Below are 18,723 nucleotides of genomic sequence, written 5' to 3'. Positions count from 1 at the left end.
TACTGCGCGCCATTCTTCAGGGGAGAGCCTTGTGGCCATCGATATTCACTGGATTCGCGACGACGAAAGCCTGGCTCGGCAATGTGCCGAGTGGCAGCGTCTGCCGTACGTTGCACTCGACACCGAGTTCATGCGGGTCGACACCTTTTACCCGATAGCCGGCTTGATCCAGATTGGCGACGGCGCTAGCGCCTGGCTGATCGACCCATTGACCATTCAGCAGTGGCAGCCCCTGGCGCAACTGCTGGAAAACCCCGCTGTGATCAAGGTGGTGCACGCCTGCAGCGAAGACCTGGAAGTGCTGCTGCGCCTGACCGGCAGCCTGCCTGCGCCGCTGTTCGACACCCAGCTGGCAGCCGCCTACCTGAACCTGGGCTTCTCCATGGGCTACTCGCGCCTGGTGCAGGCGGTGCTCGACATCGAGCTGCCCAAGGGCGAAACCCGCTCTGACTGGCTGCAACGTCCGTTGTCGGAGACCCAGGTCAGCTACGCCGCCGAAGACGCCGTGCACCTGGCCGAAGTCTACGAAAAGCTGCGCCCGCAGCTGTCGGACGAGCGCTATGCCTGGGTGCTGGAAGACGGCGCCGAACTGGTGGCGCAACTGCGCCGCGAGGTCGACCCCAACGAGATCTACCGCGAGGCCAAGCTGGCCTGGAAGCTGTCGCGCCAGCAACTGGCAGTACTGCGCGAGCTGTGCGCCTGGCGCGAGCGCGAGGCCCGGGCCCGCGACCTGCCACGCAACCGCATCGTGCGCGAGCATTCGCTGTGGCCCCTGGCCCGCACCCAGCCGGATAACCTGGGCGCCTTGGCCAAGATCGAAGACATGCACCCGCGCACAGTGCGCCAAGACGGCGACTACCTGCTCAAGCTGATCAAGACAGCCGGCAGCGTACCGCCCGAGCAATGGCCGCCGGCGCTGCCCGAGCCACTGCCGATCGAAGCCTCGGGCATCCTCAAGCAGTTGCGCGCCATCGGCCAGGCCGAAGGCGAGCGCCTGGGCATCGCGCCCGAGGTGATGCTGCGCAAGAAGACCCTGGAAGCGCTGCTCAAAAGCGGCTACCCCGACGGTCCCTATCAATTGCCTGACACACTGCGTGGCTGGCGTCGCGAGCTCATGGGCCAAGCCCTGCTCGACGCCCTGGCCAGCGCAGGAGAGACACCATGAAACGCATTTGCTCCATCTACAAAAGCCCGCGCAAGAACGAAATGTACCTGTACGTGCTCAAGGCCGACGCCCTGAAACGCGTGCCCGAGGGCCTGCTGACCGTGTTCGGCAAGCCCATGCACGCCTTCGACCTGGTGCTGACCCCCGAGCGCGCCCTGGCCCGCGAAGACATCACCCAGGTGCTGGCTAACCTGGACAGCCAGGGTTACCACCTGCAGATGCCGCCGCCCGAAGACGAGTACATCGAGCACCTGCCCGAAGAGCTGTTGCGTCGCAACGATCCGGTCTGACCGCCACACCCTGCAGTCGCGCGTGGCGCAGGCAGGGTTTTCAAGGGTTTCTCAAGCATGCGTGTTCTGATTGCAGAACAGGATTACGCCCTTTACGCGCAACTGCTGCGTGAAGCGGCGCCGGACGTGGACGTCCTGACCAGCGGTGACTCGGCCGAACTGTCGAAACTGGCCGCCGACTGCCCGGTCTGGCTGGGCCAGCCCGACCTGCTGGCCAGCCTGCTGCGCCAGGGGCACAAGCCGCAGTGGCTGCAATCGACCTGGGCCGGCATTACGCCGCTATTGATGCACGGGCTGCCGCGCCATTACCGCCTGACCCGCGCCGTGGGCATCTTTGGCCAGGTGATGGCCGAGTACATGCTGACCTACATGCTGGGCCATGAACGCGAAGTCATGGCGCGCCTGGTCAGCCAGGTGGAGCGCAAATGGGACCCGCGCCCCGGGCACAGCCTGGAAGGGCGGCGGGTGCTGATCGTGGGTGCCGGTGACATCGGCCAGCGTGTGGCCGAGTTCCTGGTGCCGTTCGGTGTGACGCTGTATGGCATCGCCAGCAGCCCACGGCAGCAGGCGCCGTTCGTCGAAGTGCTGGGCATGGAGGCGTTGAGCGAGAAGGTGGGGCAGGTGGACTACGTGCTCAACCTGTTGCCCGATACCCCGGCTACCCAGGATGTCTACGATGCGGCCCTGTTCGCCCGCTTCAATCCCGACGCGTTGTTCATCAATGCCGGGCGTGGCGTGGCGGTGGTCGATGCCGACCTGGTGGAGGCGCTGAAACTGGGCCATCTGGCGGGTGCGGTGATCGACGTGTGCCGGCAAGAGCCGTTGCCGCAGCGTCATCCGTTCTGGACGGCGTGGGGATTGCTGCTGACGGGGCACAGTTCGGCGCCGACTTCGCCGCAGGCGATGGTGCGGTTGTTCGTCGACAACCTGGCGGCGTACAACGCCAAGCAGCCGCTGCGCGGCGAAGTGGATTTCACTCGCGGCTACTGATCGCTCAATGCCTTCAACACCGCGTCGTCTGCATCGCGACCAAGGTCGGCTCCTACCACGGATGGCGTAGGAGCCGGCCTTGGCCGCGATGGTTTCAAGGGCGCCGGGTATTACAGGGTGAAATCACCTTCTGCAGCCAACTCGCTCAGCGGGCGACGCGGGCTTGGCAGTTCGCGGGCCTGCAGGTGCTCGGCCAAGGTCGCTTTGTCACCCAGCTTGCCGATGGCAATGGCGGCGTGCAGCTCATAACCTTCCGGCACTTTCAGTTCCTTGCGGGTCAGTTCCTTGTCGAAACCGGCCATGCCGTGGGTGTGCCAGCCGCTCAGGCTGGCTTGCAGCGCCAGGTGGCCCCAGGCGGAACCGGTGTCGAAGGTGTGCCACAGCGCCGGGGTTTCTTCGGTGGCGCCAGGGGCGGTGAAGGTGGTCTTGGAGATGATGATCACCAGCGCCGCCGCGTGCTGCGCCCAGCTGCGGTTGAACTCGTTCAGCAGGCCCAGGTAGCGTTCCCAGTTCGGCGTGCCGCGGCGTGCGTACAAAAAGCGCCATGGCTGCGAGTTGTAGGCCGACGGCGCCCAGCGCGCGGCTTCCAGGAAGCTGAGCAGGGTTTCTTCCGGGATGGTGGCGTCGCTGAACGCGCGCGGGGACCAGCGGTTGATGAACTGCTCGTTGATGCCGAGCTCGGCGATACGCGGATTTGCACTCATGAACGCTTCCTGTGACGTGTGCGGAAAACAGCGAAACTACTGCGCCAGGGGGCCGGCTGACAAGTGAAGTGTTGACCGGATGTCGCACGCGCTTGGCCTTACGCCCGCACAGCACTAGACTGGCGGCCTTTTCCAGCCGGTTGCCGGCGGAAACGCATTTCAGAGACAGGACACCCCGCACCATGCCCGCACCCGTCGACCGCTTCTGGCTGACCAAGACCCTCGACCAGCTCAACCCCGTGGAATGGGAGTCGCTGTGCGATGGCTGCGGCCTGTGCTGCCTGCAGAAGCTGGAAGACGAGGAAGACAACAGCGTCTACTACACGCGCATCGCCTGCCAGTTGCTGGACCTCAAGACCTGCCAGTGCACCGACTACCCCAACCGCAAGGCCAAGGTGCCGGACTGCATCCAGCTCACGCCCGGCCAGGCGGACGAATTCAAGTGGCTGCCGCCCACCTGCGGGTATCGGTTGGTGAGCGAGGGCAAGGACTTGCCCAACTGGCATCACCTGGTCAGCGGCGACCGCAAGAAAGTGCACAAGAAGCACATTTCCCAGTCGGGGCGCATGATCAGCGAGAAGGATGTGGATGAGGATGACTGGGAAGACTATCTGATCTTCCGGGCGGGGTGAGGATTAGGCTGGGCATCTGCGGTGTCAATGCCGGCCAGCGCAGCCTGCGGCAGCGGCTACGGGGTTTGTAGCCGCTGCCGGAGGCTGCGCTGGCCCTCACATTCACAGCGATTGCCAAGCGAGGCTCGCTTCAAGCCTTGGGAGACTTCAGGTCTTCATTCCCGGTAACCGTCGCCGTCTTCGTCGCTTTCAGCGCACTTTCCTGCAACTTGCTCAACTCTTCCCCGGCACGCTCGATCTTGGCCCGCACGCCATCGAACTCCTGACGGCTCTGCTCGATCAGCGCCTTGGTGGCGCTATGGCCGGTCAGCCCACGGGCCAACGCCACGCCGCCAATCGCCACCTGGATCAGCCCGAACAGCCCGCCACGGCGCAAGCCCTTGCCGACCATGACGATACCGGTGGCCACCGAGCCTGCGCGCTCCCAGCCCTGCACGTTGTGCGCAGCCGACGGGGCAGAACGGGGGATGGTGTCGAAAACATCCAGATGCTGGTTGTCGCTCATTGTCATTCTCCTGAAGGGGCGCTGTTCTGTACTGACTGCCAAAGCCTGCGGCTGTTCCATCCACTTACTTGAATTTCGGCCCCGAGCGGGTGTTCAAGCCCTTGGCCATGCGGTCGTACAGCACCACGTTGACCGTCGCCGCCAGGTTCATGCAACCCTCGGTGGGGATGTAGATGGTGTCTTCGCACCAGTCGCGCACGCTTTGGTCCAGGGAGCCGTCTTCAGGGCCGAAGATGTAGATGGCGCGGTCCGGGTGAGTGTACTCGGGCAGCGGCCGGGCGCCTTCCACCAGCTCCACTGCCACCGGCGTGCAGCCCAGGGGGATGATCTTCTGCAGGTCGTCGATGCCGATCAGCGGAATGTCGTAGTGGATGCGCTTGGTGTCGGTGACAAAATCCCGTGCCCGCTCGTAGCGCTTGCCGGTGTAGAACACCGAATTCACACCGTAGCAGCCGGCGGCTCGCATCACCGAGCCGACGTTTTCAGGGGATTTGGGGTTGAACAGACCGATGCAGCTGTAACGCTTGTTGGCCACGCCGGATCAGTCCTTCTTCAACATGCCGGCCAGGGCCGCAAATGGATTGTGGGTGGCCTTGGCGATGGTCGGGGAGCTCAGGGAGCCTTCGCCAAAGTACTGCTGGTCGGTGTAACGAGCGTGCTCGTTATCGTGGCAATACAGGCACAGCAGCTCCCAGTTGGAGCCATCCTGGGGGTTGTTGTCGTGGTTGTGGTCACGGTGGTGCACGGTCAGCTCGCTGAGGCGCTTGCCGGAGAATTCACGGGCGCAGCGGCCGCACACGTGCGGGTACATCTTCAGGGCCTTGTCGCGGTAGCCGTTTTCGCGCTCGCGCTGGGTTTCGGCCAGGATGCGGTCGAGCTTGGCGGTATGGGGCGTGGACGAACTCATGGGTTCACCTCGGGGGTAATGACGGTCAGGCTTCATTCTACCTGAAGGTGCGGAGGTGGATGTACTGGCCTCATCGCGAGCAAGCTTTGCTCCCACAGTGTTAAGGCAAACATAGATGTGGGCCTTTACATTGTGGGAGCAAAGCTTGCTCGCGATGAGGCCAGCACAGGCAACCTCAGGCCTTGAGCTTTTCGCAGATCCAGATGGTATGCCGCGTGCCCTTGTTGCCATGGGCAAACACTTGCACCTCTTCGGCCTTGAAACCGGCCTTGCGCAGGCGTTCGTTGAACTGCCGGTCGGCGCTGGCCGACCACACCGCCAGGATGCCCTTGGGCCGCAGCGCCCGGCCGCAGGCAGCCAGGCCGCCGCTGGAGTACAGCCAGGAGTTGGCCTTCTGGGTCAGGCCTTCAGGGCCGTTGTCGACGTCGAGCATGATCGCGTCGAAACCCTGGGGCTCGGCTTGCAGCACCTTGGCCACATCGTCCTGGACGATGGTGGTGCGCGGGTCCAGCACCGGCATGCCGGCTTTCTCGCCCAGCGGGCCGTGGTTCCACTCGACCACACCGGGTACCAGTTCGGCCACCACCACCTCGGCGGTCTTGCCCAGGTGCTTGAGCGCCGAGGCCAGGGTGAAGCCCATGCCCAGGCCGCCGATCAGTACGCGCGAGTTGGGCCGCCCGGCCACTTTGCGGCAGGGGATTTCGGCCAGGGCGTCTTCCGAGCCGTGCATGCGCGTGTTCATCAATTGGCCGCCGTCGCCGCCCTGGATCTTGATGACAAAATCCTCGCCGTACTCGAACAGGCACAAGGCACCGCCGTTGTCAGGGATCGGCGTGGTGTCCAGCAGTACAAAACGTTTCATGGGGATCTCGCAAGGGGAGGGGACAGCAGGCGCGCCAGGGAGTAGCCTTGGGGGACTACAAGGCCGCGGAGCCGCCGATGAAGTCGCTTATTGTATCGGGCATTGCCGCCCTTGCGCTTGGCATTGCGTCAGCGCAGGCAGCAGACACGCCATCCAATGTGTTGCCGGCCAGCACGGGCGCGCCCGGCACGCCTACGCCGACGCCGTATCCGCAGGTGCCCACGCCAATTGTGCCGAAGGCGGGCGGGGTGGATGGCAGCTCACCCTTGCTGCCGCCAATCAAGGTGCCGGGGCCGCCGAAGGATGAGCCGTTGCCGGCGATGGAAACCCCCAACAAACCCCCAACCCTGTAGCCGCTGCCGCCAGGCTGCGCGGGCCCTGTGCCTCGCTGGAGATCTTCAGTGCTCACCAGGGCCAGCGCAGCCTGGCGGCAGCGGCTACGCGTCAGGGTTGCTGGGACAGCAGTTGCCCATCCACCATGCGCAGGCGCTTGGACATCGACACTGCCAGCGCGCGGATGATCTTGGCGGCGATCTTCGGCGCATCGTTGAGCATCTTGTCCAGCGAGTCCTTGCCCAGGTTGATCAGCACGCAGCTGTCGGCCGCAACGCAGGTGGCCGAGCGCCGTTCGCCGTCCAGCACGGCCATCTCGCCAAAGGCGCGGCCCTTGCGCAGGCTGGCCACCAGGATGGGGCGGTCGTCGTTGTCGGTCTTCTGCACGTTCACGGTGCCGCGGTGGATGATGCACATGAAGGTGCCGGCATCGCCTTCGTGGAATATCTCTTCACCCTGCGCAATGCTGGTGATGATGAAATAGCCGGCCGCGGCGGCAAAGTCCGCCGCCTGCAGCTGGTTGAACAATCCGCAGTCCATCAGCATGTCGCGGATTTCGTTATTCAGGTACGTTTTTTCTGGCATGGCATCACGGTCTTGTTATACGCACGGTGTCCGACTGAAGTGTAGGCGTCGGCCACCGTGCAGTGTGTGAAATCAATAGTGCCACTCAGACATCATTGCCTGGCGAAGTTCCCGCTCAGGCGATCCCCAGCACCTTGAAGACAAACCCGTATTCCAGCGCCACGTCGCGCAGGCCCTGGTAGCGGCCGCTCATGCCGCCGTGGCCGGCGCCCAGCTCGGTCTTGAGCAGCAGCAGGTGGTCGTCGGTCTTGGTCTCGCGCAGGCGTGCCACCCACTTGGCCGCTTCCCAGTACTGCACGCGGCTGTCGTTATAGCCAGCCACCACCAGCGTGGCGGGGTAGGCCTGGGCGCTGACGTTCTCGTAGGGCGCGTAGCCCTTGATGCGTTCGTACACCTCGGGCTCTTCGGGGTTGCCCCATTCGTCGTACTCGGTGACGGTCAGCGGCAGGTCCGGGTCGAGCATGGTGTTGAGCACGTCGACGAACGGCACCTCGGCGATGGCGGCCTTGAACAGGTCGGGGCGCTGGTTGAGCACCGCGCCAATCAGCAGCCCACCGGCGCTGCCGCCGCTGATCGCCAGCTGGTCGCTGCTGGTCAGGCCTTGGGCGATCAGGTGCTCGGCGCAGGCGATGAAGTCGCTGAAGGTGTTGGCCTTGTGCTCCTGCTTGCCGGCGCGGTACCAGGCCTCGCCCAGCTCGCCGCCGCCACGCACGTGGGCAATGGCGAAGGCCACGCCGCGCTCCAGCAGGCTCAGGCGGGCGTGGGAGAACCACGGGTCCAGGCTTTCGCCGTAGGCGCCGTAGCCATACAGGTACAGCGGCGTCGCCTGGCCCAGGGTGTCGCGCTTGGCCACCAGGCTGATGGGAATGCGCGTGCCGTCGGTGGCCGTGGCCCACAGGCGCTGGCTGACGTAGTCATCAGCGTTGAACGGGCCCAGCACCGGGGTTTCCTTGAGCACCACCTGGGCGCCGTCGGCCAGGGTCAGCTGGCGCACCTGGGCGGGGCGGTTCAGGGCCTCGTAGCGCAGGCGGATGCGGGTGCTGACGAATTCCAGGCTGTCGGACACGTGCAGGCTGTAGGCGGCGTCGGGCAGTTGCACGCGGTACGTCGGCAGGCCCTGGGGGTGCACTTCGATAATCGGCAGCCCGCCTTCGCGCAGGCTGAGGGTGAAGGCGTGGGCGTTGAGGGTCACGCCTTCGAGCATCACGTCGTCGCGGTGGGCGATCAGCGGCTGCCAGCGCTCGCGGGTCGGCACCTGGCCGTCGTCCGGCGTTTGCAGCAGGGCGAAGTTGATGCCGTCCTGGTTGCTGCGGATAAACCAGGCCCACTGGCCGTCCAGCTGGCCGTGGTCGGGGTAGTACTCGTGGTCTTCCGCCCGCGGCGCCAGGCACTGGAAGGCCTGCTGCGGGTGGTTGGCGTCCAGCACCCAGGCTTCGCTGGTGGTCTTGCTGTTGAGCAGCAGGATCAGCTGGCGCTCGGAGCTTGAGCGGTAGCAGTGCAGGAAGAAGCGGCCGTCGGTTTCCTCGAACACCAGCTCGGCGTCATCGCTGCCCAGCACATGGCGGTACAGCTTGTGCGGCCGGTGGGTGTCGTCCAGCTCGCCGAAGAACAGCGTCCGGCTGTCGTTGGCCCACGTGACGCTGCCGTCGCAATCGTCGAAGGGCAGTTCGCTGACGTTGCCGTTGGTCAGGTCTTTCACGTACAGGCGATAAATCTCGTCACCGCTGGTATCCAGGCTGTAGGCCAGCAGGCGGTGGTCGGGGCTGACATTGAAGGCGCCCAGTGACAGGAAACCGCCGGCGGCCAGCACGTTGGGGTCCAGCAGCAGCTCTTCGTGGCTTTCATCGACCGTGGGGCTGTCGTCGGCCGGGCGCGGGCAGCGGTAGTGGCGGGCATACTCGTCGCCGGCCGTGGTGCGGGTGTAGTACAGGTACGGGCCCCAGGGCGACGCCAGGGACAGGTCGGTCTCGCGGATGCGGCCCTTGATCTCTTCGAACAGCTGTTCGCGCAGTTCGGCCTGGTCGGCCAGTTGGGCTTCCTGGTAGGCGTTTTCGGCTTTCAGGTAGTCCAGCACCTCGTCGCTGTCGCGCGCTTGCAGCCAGGCGTACGGGTCGGCGCCGTCGGCCTTGCGGGCGATCGGGGCGCGTGGGGCAGTGGCTGATGGGGACATGGGCAACTCACTCGGCAGATGAAATGTGGCGGCGCCCGGTGGGCCATTTGGCATGGGGGGCGCCTGCGCGGCGAAAAGTCGTTATCATAAGCGCCTATGTGCGACACGTGTAGCGTGTCTCTGAGCTTCGAGGTGAGGAGTCATCTTGAAGGGTTTTCTGCCAGAAAACCGATAGCTCGGGTATCCAGTCCCGTGAAACAAAACCACTAAAAAGTCTAGTGCCTTCAAGGGCTTGCCGCAGCGGCGGTGGCACAACCCAAGGTCGATTAGCATTCGGCGGCTCGACTGCGATACCCTTTTCGGGGTGTTGGAATGCACACTCACTTCAGCCCTTTAACGGGGCGCAACCCATGCGGGAGAGAATCCCCGCTGGGGTTACCTCCTGCTTTTGAAACATGAGGTAACAATTTTCTTTGGCCCGCTGCTTTCTGCAGTTCTCGCCTTCCATCACTTCAGAGACATGAGCGGAAGCTCTGTTTGTCATTGTCCATCTACCTTGCATCATGAGGTGGTAGCGGACTCGTTGTGCGACCAACGATAGCCTAGGAAGACATGCGTCACTGGTAACGGTGAGGTGTGAAGCTCTTCTGACAATGTAGCCCCAGTAAGGTGCGCCTCTATCGTGAGATAGGGCGTAGAAGCTCAGAGCAGTGCTGGGCTGAGGCGCTAGGCTGGCTGGTATGGGTAACACAAGTGAACTGCTGATAAACGCCGTAATTATGAACAAGCCAAAGCTGCTGTCAGGCTTGAGCCAAAAGGCATGTGGTTGGTTACGTCTGTATAGGCTGGACGTACGTCGTCGTTAAACCACCGGTGGAAAGGCAGACCCTAACCCAGTCGTGTGACAGATAGGGAACGTGGTAAGCCCGTATGGCTGCCTTCGGGCAGGAAAGCCGTAAGGTGATCTGTTGGCCATGCGGGTATGGGATCGCAGAAAAAGCGAATGCCGAATTGTAATGATTCGGATAGGGGTTGAAACATCACCCCACGGGAAACCGGGCAGACTTCTGTGTGGTCTTTTATCGCATGAATGCTGAGTTAACCTGTCTCAATATACTTAGAAATCCAGCCGTAACGGATTTTCCATACACCCAACCCTGTCGGGGGCGTCCACTCCCGTCAGGGACGTGCACGTCTTTCGCTCAGGAAATTTGAGAGGAAGGCAGCATGTTAGAGCACAGCCAAATAGCCGTGTCTGCGCCTTCTGGCGTTGCGCAGCAATGGCACGACATCGATTGGTGGCGTGTACAGCGCACCGTACGGGCGATGCAGATACGGATTGCGAAGGCTTGTCGGGAAGGTAACTGGCGCAGGGTCAAAGCCCTGCAACGGATGTTGACCCGATCACGTTCGGCCAGATACCTGGCCGTGCGAAGAGTCACTGAAAACCAAGGTAAGCGTACGGCGGGAGTCGATCGTGAGCTTTGGGATACACCCGATACCAAATGGCAAGCGGTAAGTAGGTTGAGGCGTCACGGATACAAACCACGGCCTCTTCGGCGTGTGTTCATCCCGAAGTCAAATGGACAGGAGCGCCCGTTGGGCATTCCTACCATGACTGATAGAGCAATGCAGGCGCTGTATCTGCTTGCTCTGGCGCCCATCGCAGAGACAACGGGAGACCCAAACAGCTACGGCTTCAGGATCGAACGATCTACTGCGGACGCAATGGGTCAGCTATTTGTCTGCCTATCCAAGAAGGCCTCGGCCCAATGGGTGTTGGAGGCGGATATTAAAGGCTGTTTTGATCACATTAACCATGAATGGCTGCTTACCAATGTTCCTACCGACAGGGAAGTTTTGCACAAATGGTTGAAAGCTGGCGTGATTCATAGAGGCCAGCTACAGGCAACGGATGCCGGTACGCCACAGGGCGGGATCATCTCGCCAACCTTGGCAAATATGGTGTTAGATGGTCTGGAGTCACAGCTCAAGCAGTATCTGGGCATAACGAAAGCCAAGAAGCTGAAGATCAATGTGGTGCGCTACGCGGATGATTTCGTGATCACCGGAGCTTCGCAAGAGGTTCTGGAAGAAACGATCCGACCTTGGGTGGAGCAGTTCCTGGCGGTTAGAGGGCTGCAGCTATCACTCGAGAAAACGCGGGTTTTACACATAGACGAAGGCTTTGATTTCCTGGGTTGGAACTTCCGCAAATACGAAGGGAAGCTTCTGATCAAGCCAAGCAAGAAGAACGTTAAATCGTTCTATCGCAAGGTTAAGGAAGTCATCGACACCAACAAGATGGCGAAGCAGGAAAACCTGATTCGAGTGTTGAATCCCATCTTGAAAGGCTGGGCGCAGTATCACCAGCCTGTGGTAGCCAAGCAGGCGTATAGCCGTATGGACAATTTGCTGTTTCACATTCTTTGGCGTTGGGCCAAACGGCGTCATCCTAGGAAGTCACTGGAGTGGATCGGAAGGAAGTACTTCCGACCACAAGGCAGCAGAAGCTGGATGTTCGCCACCACGTCGATCAAGGACGACGGGGCAAGACGGGAAGTCGCGCTTTACTTGCTAGCGAGTACGGCGATCGAGCGACACAGGAAGGTGAGCGGGGATTACAACCCCTTCGATCCATCCATGGAGGAGATGGGGGAGAAGCTGCGTATGGAGCGGATGCTGAAAAAGCTGAAGTACCGGAAGCAGATCCTCAACCTTTACCAATCCCAGAAAGGGGTGTGTCTGCTGTGCAAGCAACCGATTACCAAGGAAACGGGGTGGCATGACCATCACATCCTCCACCGCACTCGAGGTGGTGGAGACACCCTTGATAACCGAGTACTATTGCACCCTAATTGTCACCAACAGCTTCACGTACGTGGACTGACAGTGACCAAGCCGGCCCCTGCAAGGGGCTTACTTAAGACTTGAGCCGTATGCGCTGAAAGGCGCACGTACGGTTCTTAGGGGGAGGCAGGCCAGTAATGGCCTGTCTCTACCCGCCTTGCCTGCCTTGCCACGGACACCATGACCGAGAACGACTATTTCCTCGCCTGGGGTATTTACGCCTTCGCCGCCTTCGGTTGCCTGATGGTATGGCTGCGCCTGACCACCTGGATCTGGCGCTGGTTGCGCCAGCCACTGCGCCTGGTGATGGCGGTGGTGCTGTTTACCCCCACGGTCGTTGACCCGGGCAAGGGCATGTTTGCCCCGGCCGTGGCCATGACCGGCCTGGACATCCTGTTCAAGGATGCCGGCCACGCCTTGCCGGCCATGTCGGACCTGGCCATGTACAGCCTGGTGGCGCTGGTGCTGTACGTCATCTACGCCCTGATTCGCTGGCCCATCGAACGCAGCAGCCGCGCCCGCCGCGCCGAGCAGGCTGCCCGCGAGCAAGCCCAGGCCAAGGCCGACGCCCAGCGTCGCGACGAGCCCGACGAGCCGTTCGGCGCGGGCGACCGCTACGGCCGCACGCCGCCGACTCCAACGCCGCCCAGCCCTGCCGGGCGCATGCGCGTCGAGCCACGCCTGTAACCCTGCGAGAGAGCCGCCATGTGTGAACTGTTGGGCATGAGTGCCAACGTGCCGACCGATATCGTCTTCAGCTTCACCGGGCTGATGCAGCGCGGCGGCCGCACCGGCCCGCACCGTGACGGCTGGGGCATCGCCTTCTACGAAGGCCGCGGCCTGCGGCTGTTCCAGGACCCGGCCGCCAGCAGCGAGTCGCAGGTGGCCGAGCTGGTGCAGCGCTACCCGATCAAGAGCGAAGTGGTGATCGGCCACATTCGCCAGGCCAACGTCGGCAAGGTCTGCCTGTCCAACACCCACCCCTTCGTGCGCGAACTGTGGGGCCGCAACTGGTGCTTCGCCCACAACGGCCAGCTGGCGGACTTCAACCCGGCCGCCACGTTCTACCGCCCGGTGGGTGACACTGACAGCGAAGCGGCCTTCTGCGACCTGCTCAACCGCGTGCGCGAAGCCTTCCCCGAGCCGGTGGAGATCGAAGCGCTGCTGCCCACCCTGGTCGAAGCCTGCGCCCACTACCGCTCCAAGGGCGTGTTCAACGGCATGCTCAGCGATGGCGACTGGCTGTTCTGCTTCTGCTCGACGAAACTGGCGCACATCACCCGGCGCGCGCCGTTCGGCCCGGCCCGGCTCAAGGACGTGGACGTGACCGTCGACTTCCAGGCCGAGACCACCCCCAACGACGTGGTATCGGTAATCACCACCGAACCGCTGACCGCCAATGAAACCTGGAACTGCTACGAACCGGGCCAGTGGGCCTTGTGGCGTCGCGGTGAGTGCGTACTCCAGGGCACCACAGACTAGGAACCCCTCACATGCTGCGAAGTTACCTGCGTTTGGTGTTGTTCGCTGTCGGTTTACTGCTGGGCGTCCAGGTGCCCGGCCTGATCAACGACTACGCGCACCGCGTGGAAGCGCACCTGATGGAAGCGCAGACAAGCCTGCGCGGCTTCCAGGACAGCGCCGACAAGTTCTTCAATGGCGACCTGCAGGCGCTGGTGGCGCATTACCGCGAAAGCACTGACCCGGTGTTCCAGAATGACGGTCAGAGCGTTAGCGCGCTGATCACCCGTCAGCAGGCGCTGGATGCCGAGTGGATGGCCCTGCAAGGCCCGTGGTGGGTGCGTGACTGGCACGTGATCAGCGCCGCCGACCCGCAGATCAGCCAGGAAACCCTCAACGGTTACACCTACCAGGTGCTGCTGGTGCCCGAGGCCATTGGCTGGGGCGTGGCGGTGGCGTTCATTCTGGCGCTGGTGCTGGAATGCCTGATCATGCTGCCGGCCTGGACGCTGTATGGGGTGCGCAAGTACAAGGGCGAAGTGCCTGAGCATTGGCGCTAGGCGCGTCTTGATGCAATTCACGTAGCCGCTGCCGCAGGCTGCGCTGGCCCTGTGCCTCACTGGACATCTTCAGGGTTCACACAGGCCAGCGCAGCCTGGCGGCAGCGGCTACGGGGCTTTATTTACTGAGAAAACGCATCCCTTCTTCCAGCCCTCGCAAGGTCAACGGATACATCTGATCCTCGATCAACTCACGCACGATATTGGTCGACGCCGTATACCCCCACGTATCCTTGGGGTACGGGTTTATCCAGATCAGCTTCTTGTACTTCTCCATGAACCGCTGCATCCACACATACCCGGCTTCCTCGTTCCAGTGCTCGACGCTGCCGCCCGGCTGGGTGATTTCGTAGGGCGCCATGGCCGCGTCACCGACAAAGATCACCTTCCAGTCCGGCCCGTACTTGTGCAGCAGATCCTGAGTAGAGGTGCGCTCGGACGTGCGGCGCATGTTGTTCTTCCACACCGACTCGTACACGAAGTTGTGGAAGTAGAAGTACTCCAGGTGCTTGAACTCGGTCTTGCAGGCCGAGAACAGTTCCTCGCAGATCTTCACGTGGGCGTCCATCGAGCCGCCGATGTCGAATAGCAACAGCAGCTTCACGGTGTTGCGCCGCTCGGGGCGCATCTGGATGTTCAGCAGCCCGGCGTCGCGGGCGGTGTGGTCAATGGTGCCATCAATGTCCAGCTCGTCGGCCGCGCCCTGGCGGGCGAACTTGCGCAGGCGGCGCAGGGCCACCTTGATATTGCGCGTGCCCAGTTCCACCTGGTCATCGAGGTTCTTGTACTCGCGCTGGTCCCACACCTTCACGGCCTTGCCCTGGCGCTTGCCGGCATCGCCCACGCGGATGCCCTCGGGGTTGTAGCCGCCTGAGCCGAACGGGCTGGTGCCGCCGGTGCCGATCCACTTGTTGCCGCCGGCGTGGCGTTCCTTCTGTTCTTCCAGGCGCTTCTTGAATTCCTCGATCAGCTTGTCCAGGCCGCCCAGGGACTGGATCTGCGCGCGCTCCTCGTCGCTCAGGCTGCGCTCGAACTCCTTGCGTAGCCAGTCTTCGGGGATCAGTGCCTGTAAATGATCGTCGAGCTTTTCCAGGCCATTGAAATAGGCCGAGAAGGCGCGGTCGAACTTGTCGAAATGGCGCTCGTCCTTGACCAGAATCGCCCGCGACAAGTAGTAGAACTCGTCCATGTCGGCGAACGTTACCCGCGCCTGCAAGGCGTTGATCAGGTCCAGCAGTTCGCGCACCGAGACGGGCACCTTGGCGGCGCGCATCTCGTTGAAGAGGTTGAGCAGCATGGCAAGGCCCTCAGCGGTTGCCGCGACGGCTCATGAACGCCAGGCGCTCCAGCAGTTGCACGTCCTGCTCGTTCTTCACCAGGGCGCCGGCCAGCGGCGGGATCGCCTTGGTGGGGTCGCGTTCGCGCAGCACGGCTTCGCCGATGTTGTCGGCCATCAGCAGTTTCAGCCAGTCCACCAGTTCGGAAGTGGAGGGCTTTTTCTTCAGGCCCGGTACCTTGCGCACGTCGAAGAACACGTCCAGCGCCTCGCTGACCAGCTCTTTCTTGATGTCGGGGTAGTGCACGTCGACGATCTGCTGCAGCGTGGTGCGGTCGGGGAAGGCGATGTAGTGGAAGAAGCAGCGGCGCAGGAAGGCGTCGGGCAGCTCTTTTTCGTTGTTGGAGGTAATGATGATGATCGGGCGCTGCTTGGCCTTGATGGTCTCGTCGATCTCGTAAACGTAGAACTCCATCTTGTCGAGTTCCTGCAACAGGTCGTTGGGGAACTCGATGTCGGCCTTGTCGATTTCGTCGATCAGCAGGATCACCCGCTCCTCGGACTCGAAGGCCTCCCACAGCTTGCCTTTCTTCAGGTAGTTGCGCACGTCGTGCACCTTGTCCACGCCCAGCTGCGAGTCGCGCAGGCGGCTGACCGCGTCGTACTCGTACAGGCCCTGGTGGGCTTTGGTGGTGGACTTGATGTGCCAGGTGATCAGGCGGGCGTTGAAGGACTCGGCCAGTTGCTCGGCCAGCATGGTCTTGCCGGTGCCGGGCTCACCCTTGACCAGCAAGGGGCGCTGCAGGGTGATGGCCGCGTTCACCGCCAGTTTCAAATCGTCTGTGGCGACGTATGCCGCGGTGCCTTCGAACTTCATTCTGCTTACCCTCGATTTGAGCGATTTGTTATGAATGCGACTATAACGCGGCACTCGGTCGAATGTGAACGCAGCACTATTATTCAGTCGCTGAATGAACACCGGCTTGCCGATTGCCCGTAGCCGCTGCCGCAGGCTGCGCTGGCCCTGTGCCTCGCTGGGGATCTTCAGCGTGGGTGAGGGCCAGCGCAGCCTGGCGGCAGCGGCTACAGGGGTTAGCCTTCTTTTGGCGGCGCCTGCTCGTACTTGGCATTGAACGCCTGCACAAAGCCGTTGCGCAGGATTTCCCAGAAGGCCTCCAGGGCGCTGATGTCCTGGCGATGGACGCTGCCACTGAGCTCCACTCGGGTCGCAAACTGGTTTTTGTTCTGGTTCTTGAGCAACGTCTGAGTGCCGCCCACAATCGCTTCCCACACCGAGCGGAAGAAGCCCTTGTTCTTGTTCTCCACGTCCTGCTGCCAGTTGAACACCTCGACGTTATGCAGCAGCGGCTTGATGTAGCCGGTGAGTTGGGCCTTTTTCGCCTGGGCCTCGATCACCACGTCGCCGGTGCCGGCGTTGAAGTCGAACTTGCCGTAGGCGCTGGAGAAGTCGTTGACCCGGCGCAATTCCACGCCGGTGGCACGCAGGCGGAACTGGAAGTCTTCGAAGTTGCTGAACGGGTCGAAGGTGGCAGTGGCCTCCAGCGGTGCCTGGCCGAACAACTGGGCGCGACCCTCGAAGCGGGCGTCGCGCTTGCCTTGCTTGTCTTCAACGTTGGTGAGGTTGTAGAGGCTGGCATTGACCTGGTTGGCCGTCAGCTTGACCGGCGGTTTGGAACTGAAATTGCGGAAGGTGATGGTGCCATCGTCGACGCGCACCTCGTTCAGGGTAAACGGCAACAGCTTGTTCATCTGCGCCCGCCAGTCGGTGCCGGCACCGGTCTGCGAAGCCTGCTTGTTGGCACCACCGTCGACGAAGTTGAGCTCCGGTTTGACGAACAGTACCTTCGCCACCACCGCATGGTCATGCCACAGCGAGCCCCAGCTTACTGAGAGGTCGATCAGCGGTGCGGTCAACAGCGGCACCGGCACCTTGCCATCGACCTTGACGATTTCCAGGCCATTTATCTTGTAGGCGCCGCGCCACAGGGCCAGGTCGACGTCGGCGATGTGGCCGCGGTAGGCGCCCATGTCGGCCAGCTTGTCGTTGAGGTAATTGCGCACCACGTAGGGTAGGGCAATGTGCAGGGCGATCAGCAGCACCACCAGGGTGGCCAGCACGCCGAGGGGCCAACTGTAGCGACGTTTCATGATGCGCATGTCCGGGACCGTATACAGGGATTGACCCGTGGCCGCCGCATCCGTTCGCACTGGACTCACCCGGCTGCCAGGCTTACCCTTGGATTTTTACGCTGGTGCATAAGGACCTCCTGCCATGAGCCGTATTTTCGCTGACAACGCGCACTCCATCGGCAACACGCCGCTGGTGCAGATCAACCGCATCGCGCCGCGCGGTGTGACCGTGCTGGCCAAGATCGAAGGGCGCAACCCGGGCTATTCGGTCAAGTGCCGCATCGGTGCCAACATGATCTGGGAGGCGGAAAGCAGCGGCAGGCTCAAGCCTGGCATGACCATCATCGAGCCCACCTCGGGCAACACCGGTATTGGCCTGGCCTTTGTCGCCGCTGCCCGTGGCTACAAACTGGTGCTGACCATGCCGGCGTCCATGAGCATCGAACGCCGCAAAGTGCTCAAGGCCCTGGGTGCCGAGCTGCTGCTGACCGAGCCGGCCAAGGGCATGAAGGGCGCCATCGAGAAAGCCGAGGAAGTGGCCGCCGCCAACCCTGAAACGTATTTCATGCCGCAGCAGTTCAGCAACCCGGCCAACCCGGCGATCCACGAGAAAACCACCGGCCCGGAAATCTGGAACGACACCGACGGCGCGGTGGACGTGCTGGTGGCGGGCGTGGGTACCGGCGGCACCATTACCGGCATTTCGCGCTACATCAAGAAAACCCAGGGCAAATCGATCCTCTCGGTTGCCGTGGAGCCCATCGGCTCACCGGTCATCACCCAGGCCATGGCCGGTGAAGAGATCAAGCCCAGCCCCCACAAGATCCAAGGCATCGGTGCCGGTTTCGTGCCGAAAAACCTCGACCTGTCGCTGGTGGACCGGGTAGAACTGGTGAGTGATGACGAAGCCAAGGCCATGGCCCTACGGCTGATGCAGGAAGAGGGCATTCTGTGTGGCATCTCCTGTGGTGCGGCGATGGCCGCCGCCGTGCGCCTGGCCGAAAAGCCGGAAATGCAGGGCAAGACCATCGTCGTCATCCTGCCGGACTCGGGTGAGCGCTACCTGTCGAGCATGCTGTTTGCCGACCTGTTCACCGAGGCTGAGAACCAGCAGTAAAGCTGCACTGCCCTCGATTCAGATTGTGGGAGCGGGCTCCGCCCGCGAAAAGGCCACCGCGGTGTTCTTTTCGCGGGCAGAGCCCGCTCCCACGTCGTTTCAGGTCGTTGATCTGGCTCAAGTGCCGTCCTTGCGCGCCGCGCAATAATGAATCTCGTCCGGAGCGGCTGTTTAGCCAGCCTCCCAGGGTTTATCATGGCGGACTGCCCATTCAAGGAGTTGTTG

The 18,723-nt window shown here is 62.6% G+C and carries 20 protein-coding genes; 10 read left to right on the top strand and 10 right to left on the bottom strand.

Annotation, left to right across the window (positions count from 1 at the left end; genetic code table 11):
* Positions 1-31 precede the first annotated feature (31 nt).
* Genes rnd through ACZ9GA_RS22570 form a run of 3 tightly spaced genes read left to right on the top strand, consistent with a single transcriptional unit; the run spans position 32 to position 2,445 of the window.
* Positions 32-1,165: a ribonuclease D gene (gene rnd, locus ACZ9GA_RS22580; protein ID WP_457360675.1), complete on the top strand. Its 1,134-nt coding sequence runs from the start codon at positions 32-34 to the stop codon at positions 1,163-1,165.
* Positions 1,162-1,455, top strand: a complete 294-nt coding sequence (locus ACZ9GA_RS22575) for a YcgL domain-containing protein (RefSeq protein WP_457360676.1) — start codon at positions 1,162-1,164, stop codon at positions 1,453-1,455. The genes rnd and ACZ9GA_RS22575 overlap by 4 nt, the downstream gene beginning before the upstream one ends.
* A 57-nt stretch (positions 1,456-1,512) precedes the next feature.
* The gene (locus ACZ9GA_RS22570) at positions 1,513-2,445 is read left to right on the top strand and encodes a D-2-hydroxyacid dehydrogenase (RefSeq protein WP_457360677.1); all 933 of its coding nucleotides are present in this window, start codon (positions 1,513-1,515) and stop codon (positions 2,443-2,445) included.
* Between the two features lie 110 nt (positions 2,446-2,555).
* On the opposite strand, the gene ACZ9GA_RS22565 is transcribed toward ACZ9GA_RS22570, so the two are convergent.
* Entirely contained in the window at positions 2,556-3,149 is a 594-nt protein-coding gene (locus tag ACZ9GA_RS22565) for a nitroreductase family protein (RefSeq protein ID WP_027977076.1), read from the bottom strand.
* A 182-nt stretch (positions 3,150-3,331) separates the two neighbouring features.
* On the opposite strand from ACZ9GA_RS22565, the gene ACZ9GA_RS22560 reads away from it, so the two are divergent.
* Positions 3,332-3,781 carry a YcgN family cysteine cluster protein gene (locus ACZ9GA_RS22560; RefSeq protein ID WP_027977077.1) on the top strand — a complete coding sequence of 150 codons (450 nt, stop codon included), beginning with the start codon at positions 3,332-3,334 and terminating at the stop codon, positions 3,779-3,781.
* A gap of 130 nt (positions 3,782-3,911) precedes the next feature.
* On the opposite strand, the gene ACZ9GA_RS22555 is transcribed toward ACZ9GA_RS22560, so the two are convergent.
* The 4 genes from ACZ9GA_RS22555 to ACZ9GA_RS22540 form a co-directional block, all read right to left on the bottom strand.
* Positions 3,912-4,286 carry a YgaP family membrane protein gene (locus ACZ9GA_RS22555; RefSeq protein WP_457360678.1) on the bottom strand — a complete coding sequence of 125 codons (375 nt, stop codon included), beginning with the start codon at positions 4,284-4,286 and terminating at the stop codon, positions 3,912-3,914.
* Positions 4,287-4,350: 64 nt separating this feature from the next.
* A complete protein-coding gene (locus ACZ9GA_RS22550) occupies positions 4,351-4,821 on the bottom strand; it encodes an RNA methyltransferase (protein WP_027977079.1) in 471 nt (156 codons plus the stop codon).
* Between the two features lie 6 nt (positions 4,822-4,827).
* A complete protein-coding gene (locus ACZ9GA_RS22545) occupies positions 4,828-5,193 on the bottom strand; it encodes a YajD family HNH nuclease (protein WP_457360679.1) in 366 nt (121 codons plus the stop codon).
* Between the two features lie 175 nt (positions 5,194-5,368).
* Complete coding sequence (locus ACZ9GA_RS22540) at positions 5,369-6,055, bottom strand: spermidine synthase (RefSeq protein WP_457360680.1); 687 nt, start codon at positions 6,053-6,055, stop codon at positions 5,369-5,371.
* A 77-nt stretch (positions 6,056-6,132) separates the two neighbouring features.
* Between ACZ9GA_RS22540 and ACZ9GA_RS22535 the strand changes: the two genes are divergently transcribed.
* Positions 6,133-6,408 (top strand): hypothetical protein, encoded by a 276-nt coding sequence (locus tag ACZ9GA_RS22535; RefSeq protein WP_476226842.1) that lies wholly within the window; start codon positions 6,133-6,135, stop codon positions 6,406-6,408.
* 91 nt (positions 6,409-6,499) lie between these two features.
* Here the strand turns inward: ACZ9GA_RS22535 and ACZ9GA_RS22530 are convergent, their stop codons facing one another.
* Together ACZ9GA_RS22530 and ACZ9GA_RS22525 are read right to left on the bottom strand one after the other, a co-directional pair.
* A complete protein-coding gene (locus ACZ9GA_RS22530) occupies positions 6,500-6,973 on the bottom strand; it encodes a cyclic nucleotide-binding domain-containing protein (protein WP_457360682.1) in 474 nt (157 codons plus the stop codon).
* A 115-nt stretch (positions 6,974-7,088) separates the two neighbouring features.
* On the bottom strand, positions 7,089-9,143 hold the full coding sequence (locus ACZ9GA_RS22525; RefSeq protein ID WP_457360683.1) for a S9 family peptidase: 2,055 nt from the start codon (positions 9,141-9,143) through the stop codon (positions 7,089-7,091).
* Positions 9,144-10,310: 1,167 nt separating this feature from the next.
* Here ACZ9GA_RS22525 and ltrA point away from each other — a divergent pair.
* The 4 genes from ltrA to ACZ9GA_RS22505 all read left to right on the top strand — a co-directional run bounded on the left by ltrA (position 10,311) and on the right by ACZ9GA_RS22505 (position 13,954).
* Positions 10,311-12,017 carry a group II intron reverse transcriptase/maturase gene (gene ltrA, locus ACZ9GA_RS22520; RefSeq protein WP_457360684.1) on the top strand — a complete coding sequence of 569 codons (1,707 nt, stop codon included), beginning with the start codon at positions 10,311-10,313 and terminating at the stop codon, positions 12,015-12,017.
* Between the two features lie 96 nt (positions 12,018-12,113).
* Positions 12,114-12,620, top strand: a complete 507-nt coding sequence (locus ACZ9GA_RS22515; RefSeq protein ID WP_457360685.1) for an MFS transporter — start codon at positions 12,114-12,116, stop codon at positions 12,618-12,620.
* 18 nt (positions 12,621-12,638) lie between these two features.
* Complete coding sequence (locus ACZ9GA_RS22510) at positions 12,639-13,415, top strand: class II glutamine amidotransferase (RefSeq protein WP_027977086.1); 777 nt, start codon at positions 12,639-12,641, stop codon at positions 13,413-13,415.
* Between the two features lie 11 nt (positions 13,416-13,426).
* The gene (locus ACZ9GA_RS22505) at positions 13,427-13,954 is read left to right on the top strand and encodes a DUF2937 family protein (RefSeq protein WP_457360686.1); all 528 of its coding nucleotides are present in this window, start codon (positions 13,427-13,429) and stop codon (positions 13,952-13,954) included.
* Between the two features lie 118 nt (positions 13,955-14,072).
* Here the strand turns inward: ACZ9GA_RS22505 and ACZ9GA_RS22500 are convergent, their stop codons facing one another.
* From ACZ9GA_RS22500 to ACZ9GA_RS22490, 3 genes are all read right to left on the bottom strand, one after another.
* Complete coding sequence (locus tag ACZ9GA_RS22500) at positions 14,073-15,251, bottom strand: vWA domain-containing protein (RefSeq protein WP_455924294.1); 1,179 nt, start codon at positions 15,249-15,251, stop codon at positions 14,073-14,075.
* 10 nt (positions 15,252-15,261) lie between these two features.
* Positions 15,262-16,107, bottom strand: coding sequence for an AAA family ATPase (locus tag ACZ9GA_RS22495; protein WP_457360687.1), 846 nt, complete (start codon positions 16,105-16,107; stop codon positions 15,262-15,264).
* Between the two features lie 215 nt (positions 16,108-16,322).
* Positions 16,323-17,399, bottom strand: coding sequence for a DUF748 domain-containing protein (locus ACZ9GA_RS22490; protein WP_457360688.1), 1,077 nt, complete (start codon positions 17,397-17,399; stop codon positions 16,323-16,325).
* Between the two features lie 124 nt (positions 17,400-17,523).
* Here ACZ9GA_RS22490 and cysK point away from each other — a divergent pair, with 124 nt between their 5' ends.
* Positions 17,524-18,498 carry a cysteine synthase A gene (gene cysK, locus ACZ9GA_RS22485; RefSeq protein ID WP_457360689.1) on the top strand — a complete coding sequence of 325 codons (975 nt, stop codon included), beginning with the start codon at positions 17,524-17,526 and terminating at the stop codon, positions 18,496-18,498.
* Positions 18,499-18,723: the final 225 nt, after the last annotated feature.

The organism is Pseudomonas sp. TE3644 (assembly GCF_056278815.1).
Note: the sequence above shows the minus strand (reverse complement) of the source record. Positions and strands in the feature narration are given on the sequence as shown.

Bases quoted from the DNA above. Each gene is read 5' to 3' on its own strand.
- ACZ9GA_RS22490 (WP_457360688.1), bottom strand. From the start codon at position 17,399: ATGAAACGTCGCTACAGTTGGCCCCTCGGCGTGCTGGCCACCCTGGTG.
- ACZ9GA_RS22510 (WP_027977086.1), top strand. From the start codon at position 12,639: ATGTGTGAACTGTTGGGCATGAGTGCCAACGTGCCGACCGATATCGTC.
- ACZ9GA_RS22545 (WP_457360679.1), bottom strand. From the start codon at position 5,193: ATGAGTTCGTCCACGCCCCATACCGCCAAGCTCGACCGCATCCTGGCC.
- ACZ9GA_RS22570 (WP_457360677.1), top strand. From the start codon at position 1,513: ATGCGTGTTCTGATTGCAGAACAGGATTACGCCCTTTACGCGCAACTG.
- ACZ9GA_RS22535 (WP_476226842.1), top strand. From the start codon at position 6,133: ATGAAGTCGCTTATTGTATCGGGCATTGCCGCCCTTGCGCTTGGCATT.
- ltrA (WP_457360684.1), top strand. From the start codon at position 10,311: ATGTTAGAGCACAGCCAAATAGCCGTGTCTGCGCCTTCTGGCGTTGCG.
- cysK (WP_457360689.1), top strand. From the start codon at position 17,524: ATGAGCCGTATTTTCGCTGACAACGCGCACTCCATCGGCAACACGCCG.
- ACZ9GA_RS22495 (WP_457360687.1), bottom strand. From the start codon at position 16,107: ATGAAGTTCGAAGGCACCGCGGCATACGTCGCCACAGACGATTTGAAA.
- ACZ9GA_RS22555 (WP_457360678.1), bottom strand. From the start codon at position 4,286: ATGAGCGACAACCAGCATCTGGATGTTTTCGACACCATCCCCCGTTCT.
- ACZ9GA_RS22540 (WP_457360680.1), bottom strand. From the start codon at position 6,055: ATGAAACGTTTTGTACTGCTGGACACCACGCCGATCCCTGACAACGGC.
- ACZ9GA_RS22515 (WP_457360685.1), top strand. From the start codon at position 12,114: ATGACCGAGAACGACTATTTCCTCGCCTGGGGTATTTACGCCTTCGCC.
- ACZ9GA_RS22560 (WP_027977077.1), top strand. From the start codon at position 3,332: ATGCCCGCACCCGTCGACCGCTTCTGGCTGACCAAGACCCTCGACCAG.
- ACZ9GA_RS22500 (WP_455924294.1), bottom strand. From the start codon at position 15,251: ATGCTGCTCAACCTCTTCAACGAGATGCGCGCCGCCAAGGTGCCCGTC.
- ACZ9GA_RS22505 (WP_457360686.1), top strand. From the start codon at position 13,427: ATGCTGCGAAGTTACCTGCGTTTGGTGTTGTTCGCTGTCGGTTTACTG.
- ACZ9GA_RS22575 (WP_457360676.1), top strand. From the start codon at position 1,162: ATGAAACGCATTTGCTCCATCTACAAAAGCCCGCGCAAGAACGAAATG.
- ACZ9GA_RS22525 (WP_457360683.1), bottom strand. From the start codon at position 9,143: ATGTCCCCATCAGCCACTGCCCCACGCGCCCCGATCGCCCGCAAGGCC.
- ACZ9GA_RS22565 (WP_027977076.1), bottom strand. From the start codon at position 3,149: ATGAGTGCAAATCCGCGTATCGCCGAGCTCGGCATCAACGAGCAGTTC.
- ACZ9GA_RS22530 (WP_457360682.1), bottom strand. From the start codon at position 6,973: ATGCCAGAAAAAACGTACCTGAATAACGAAATCCGCGACATGCTGATG.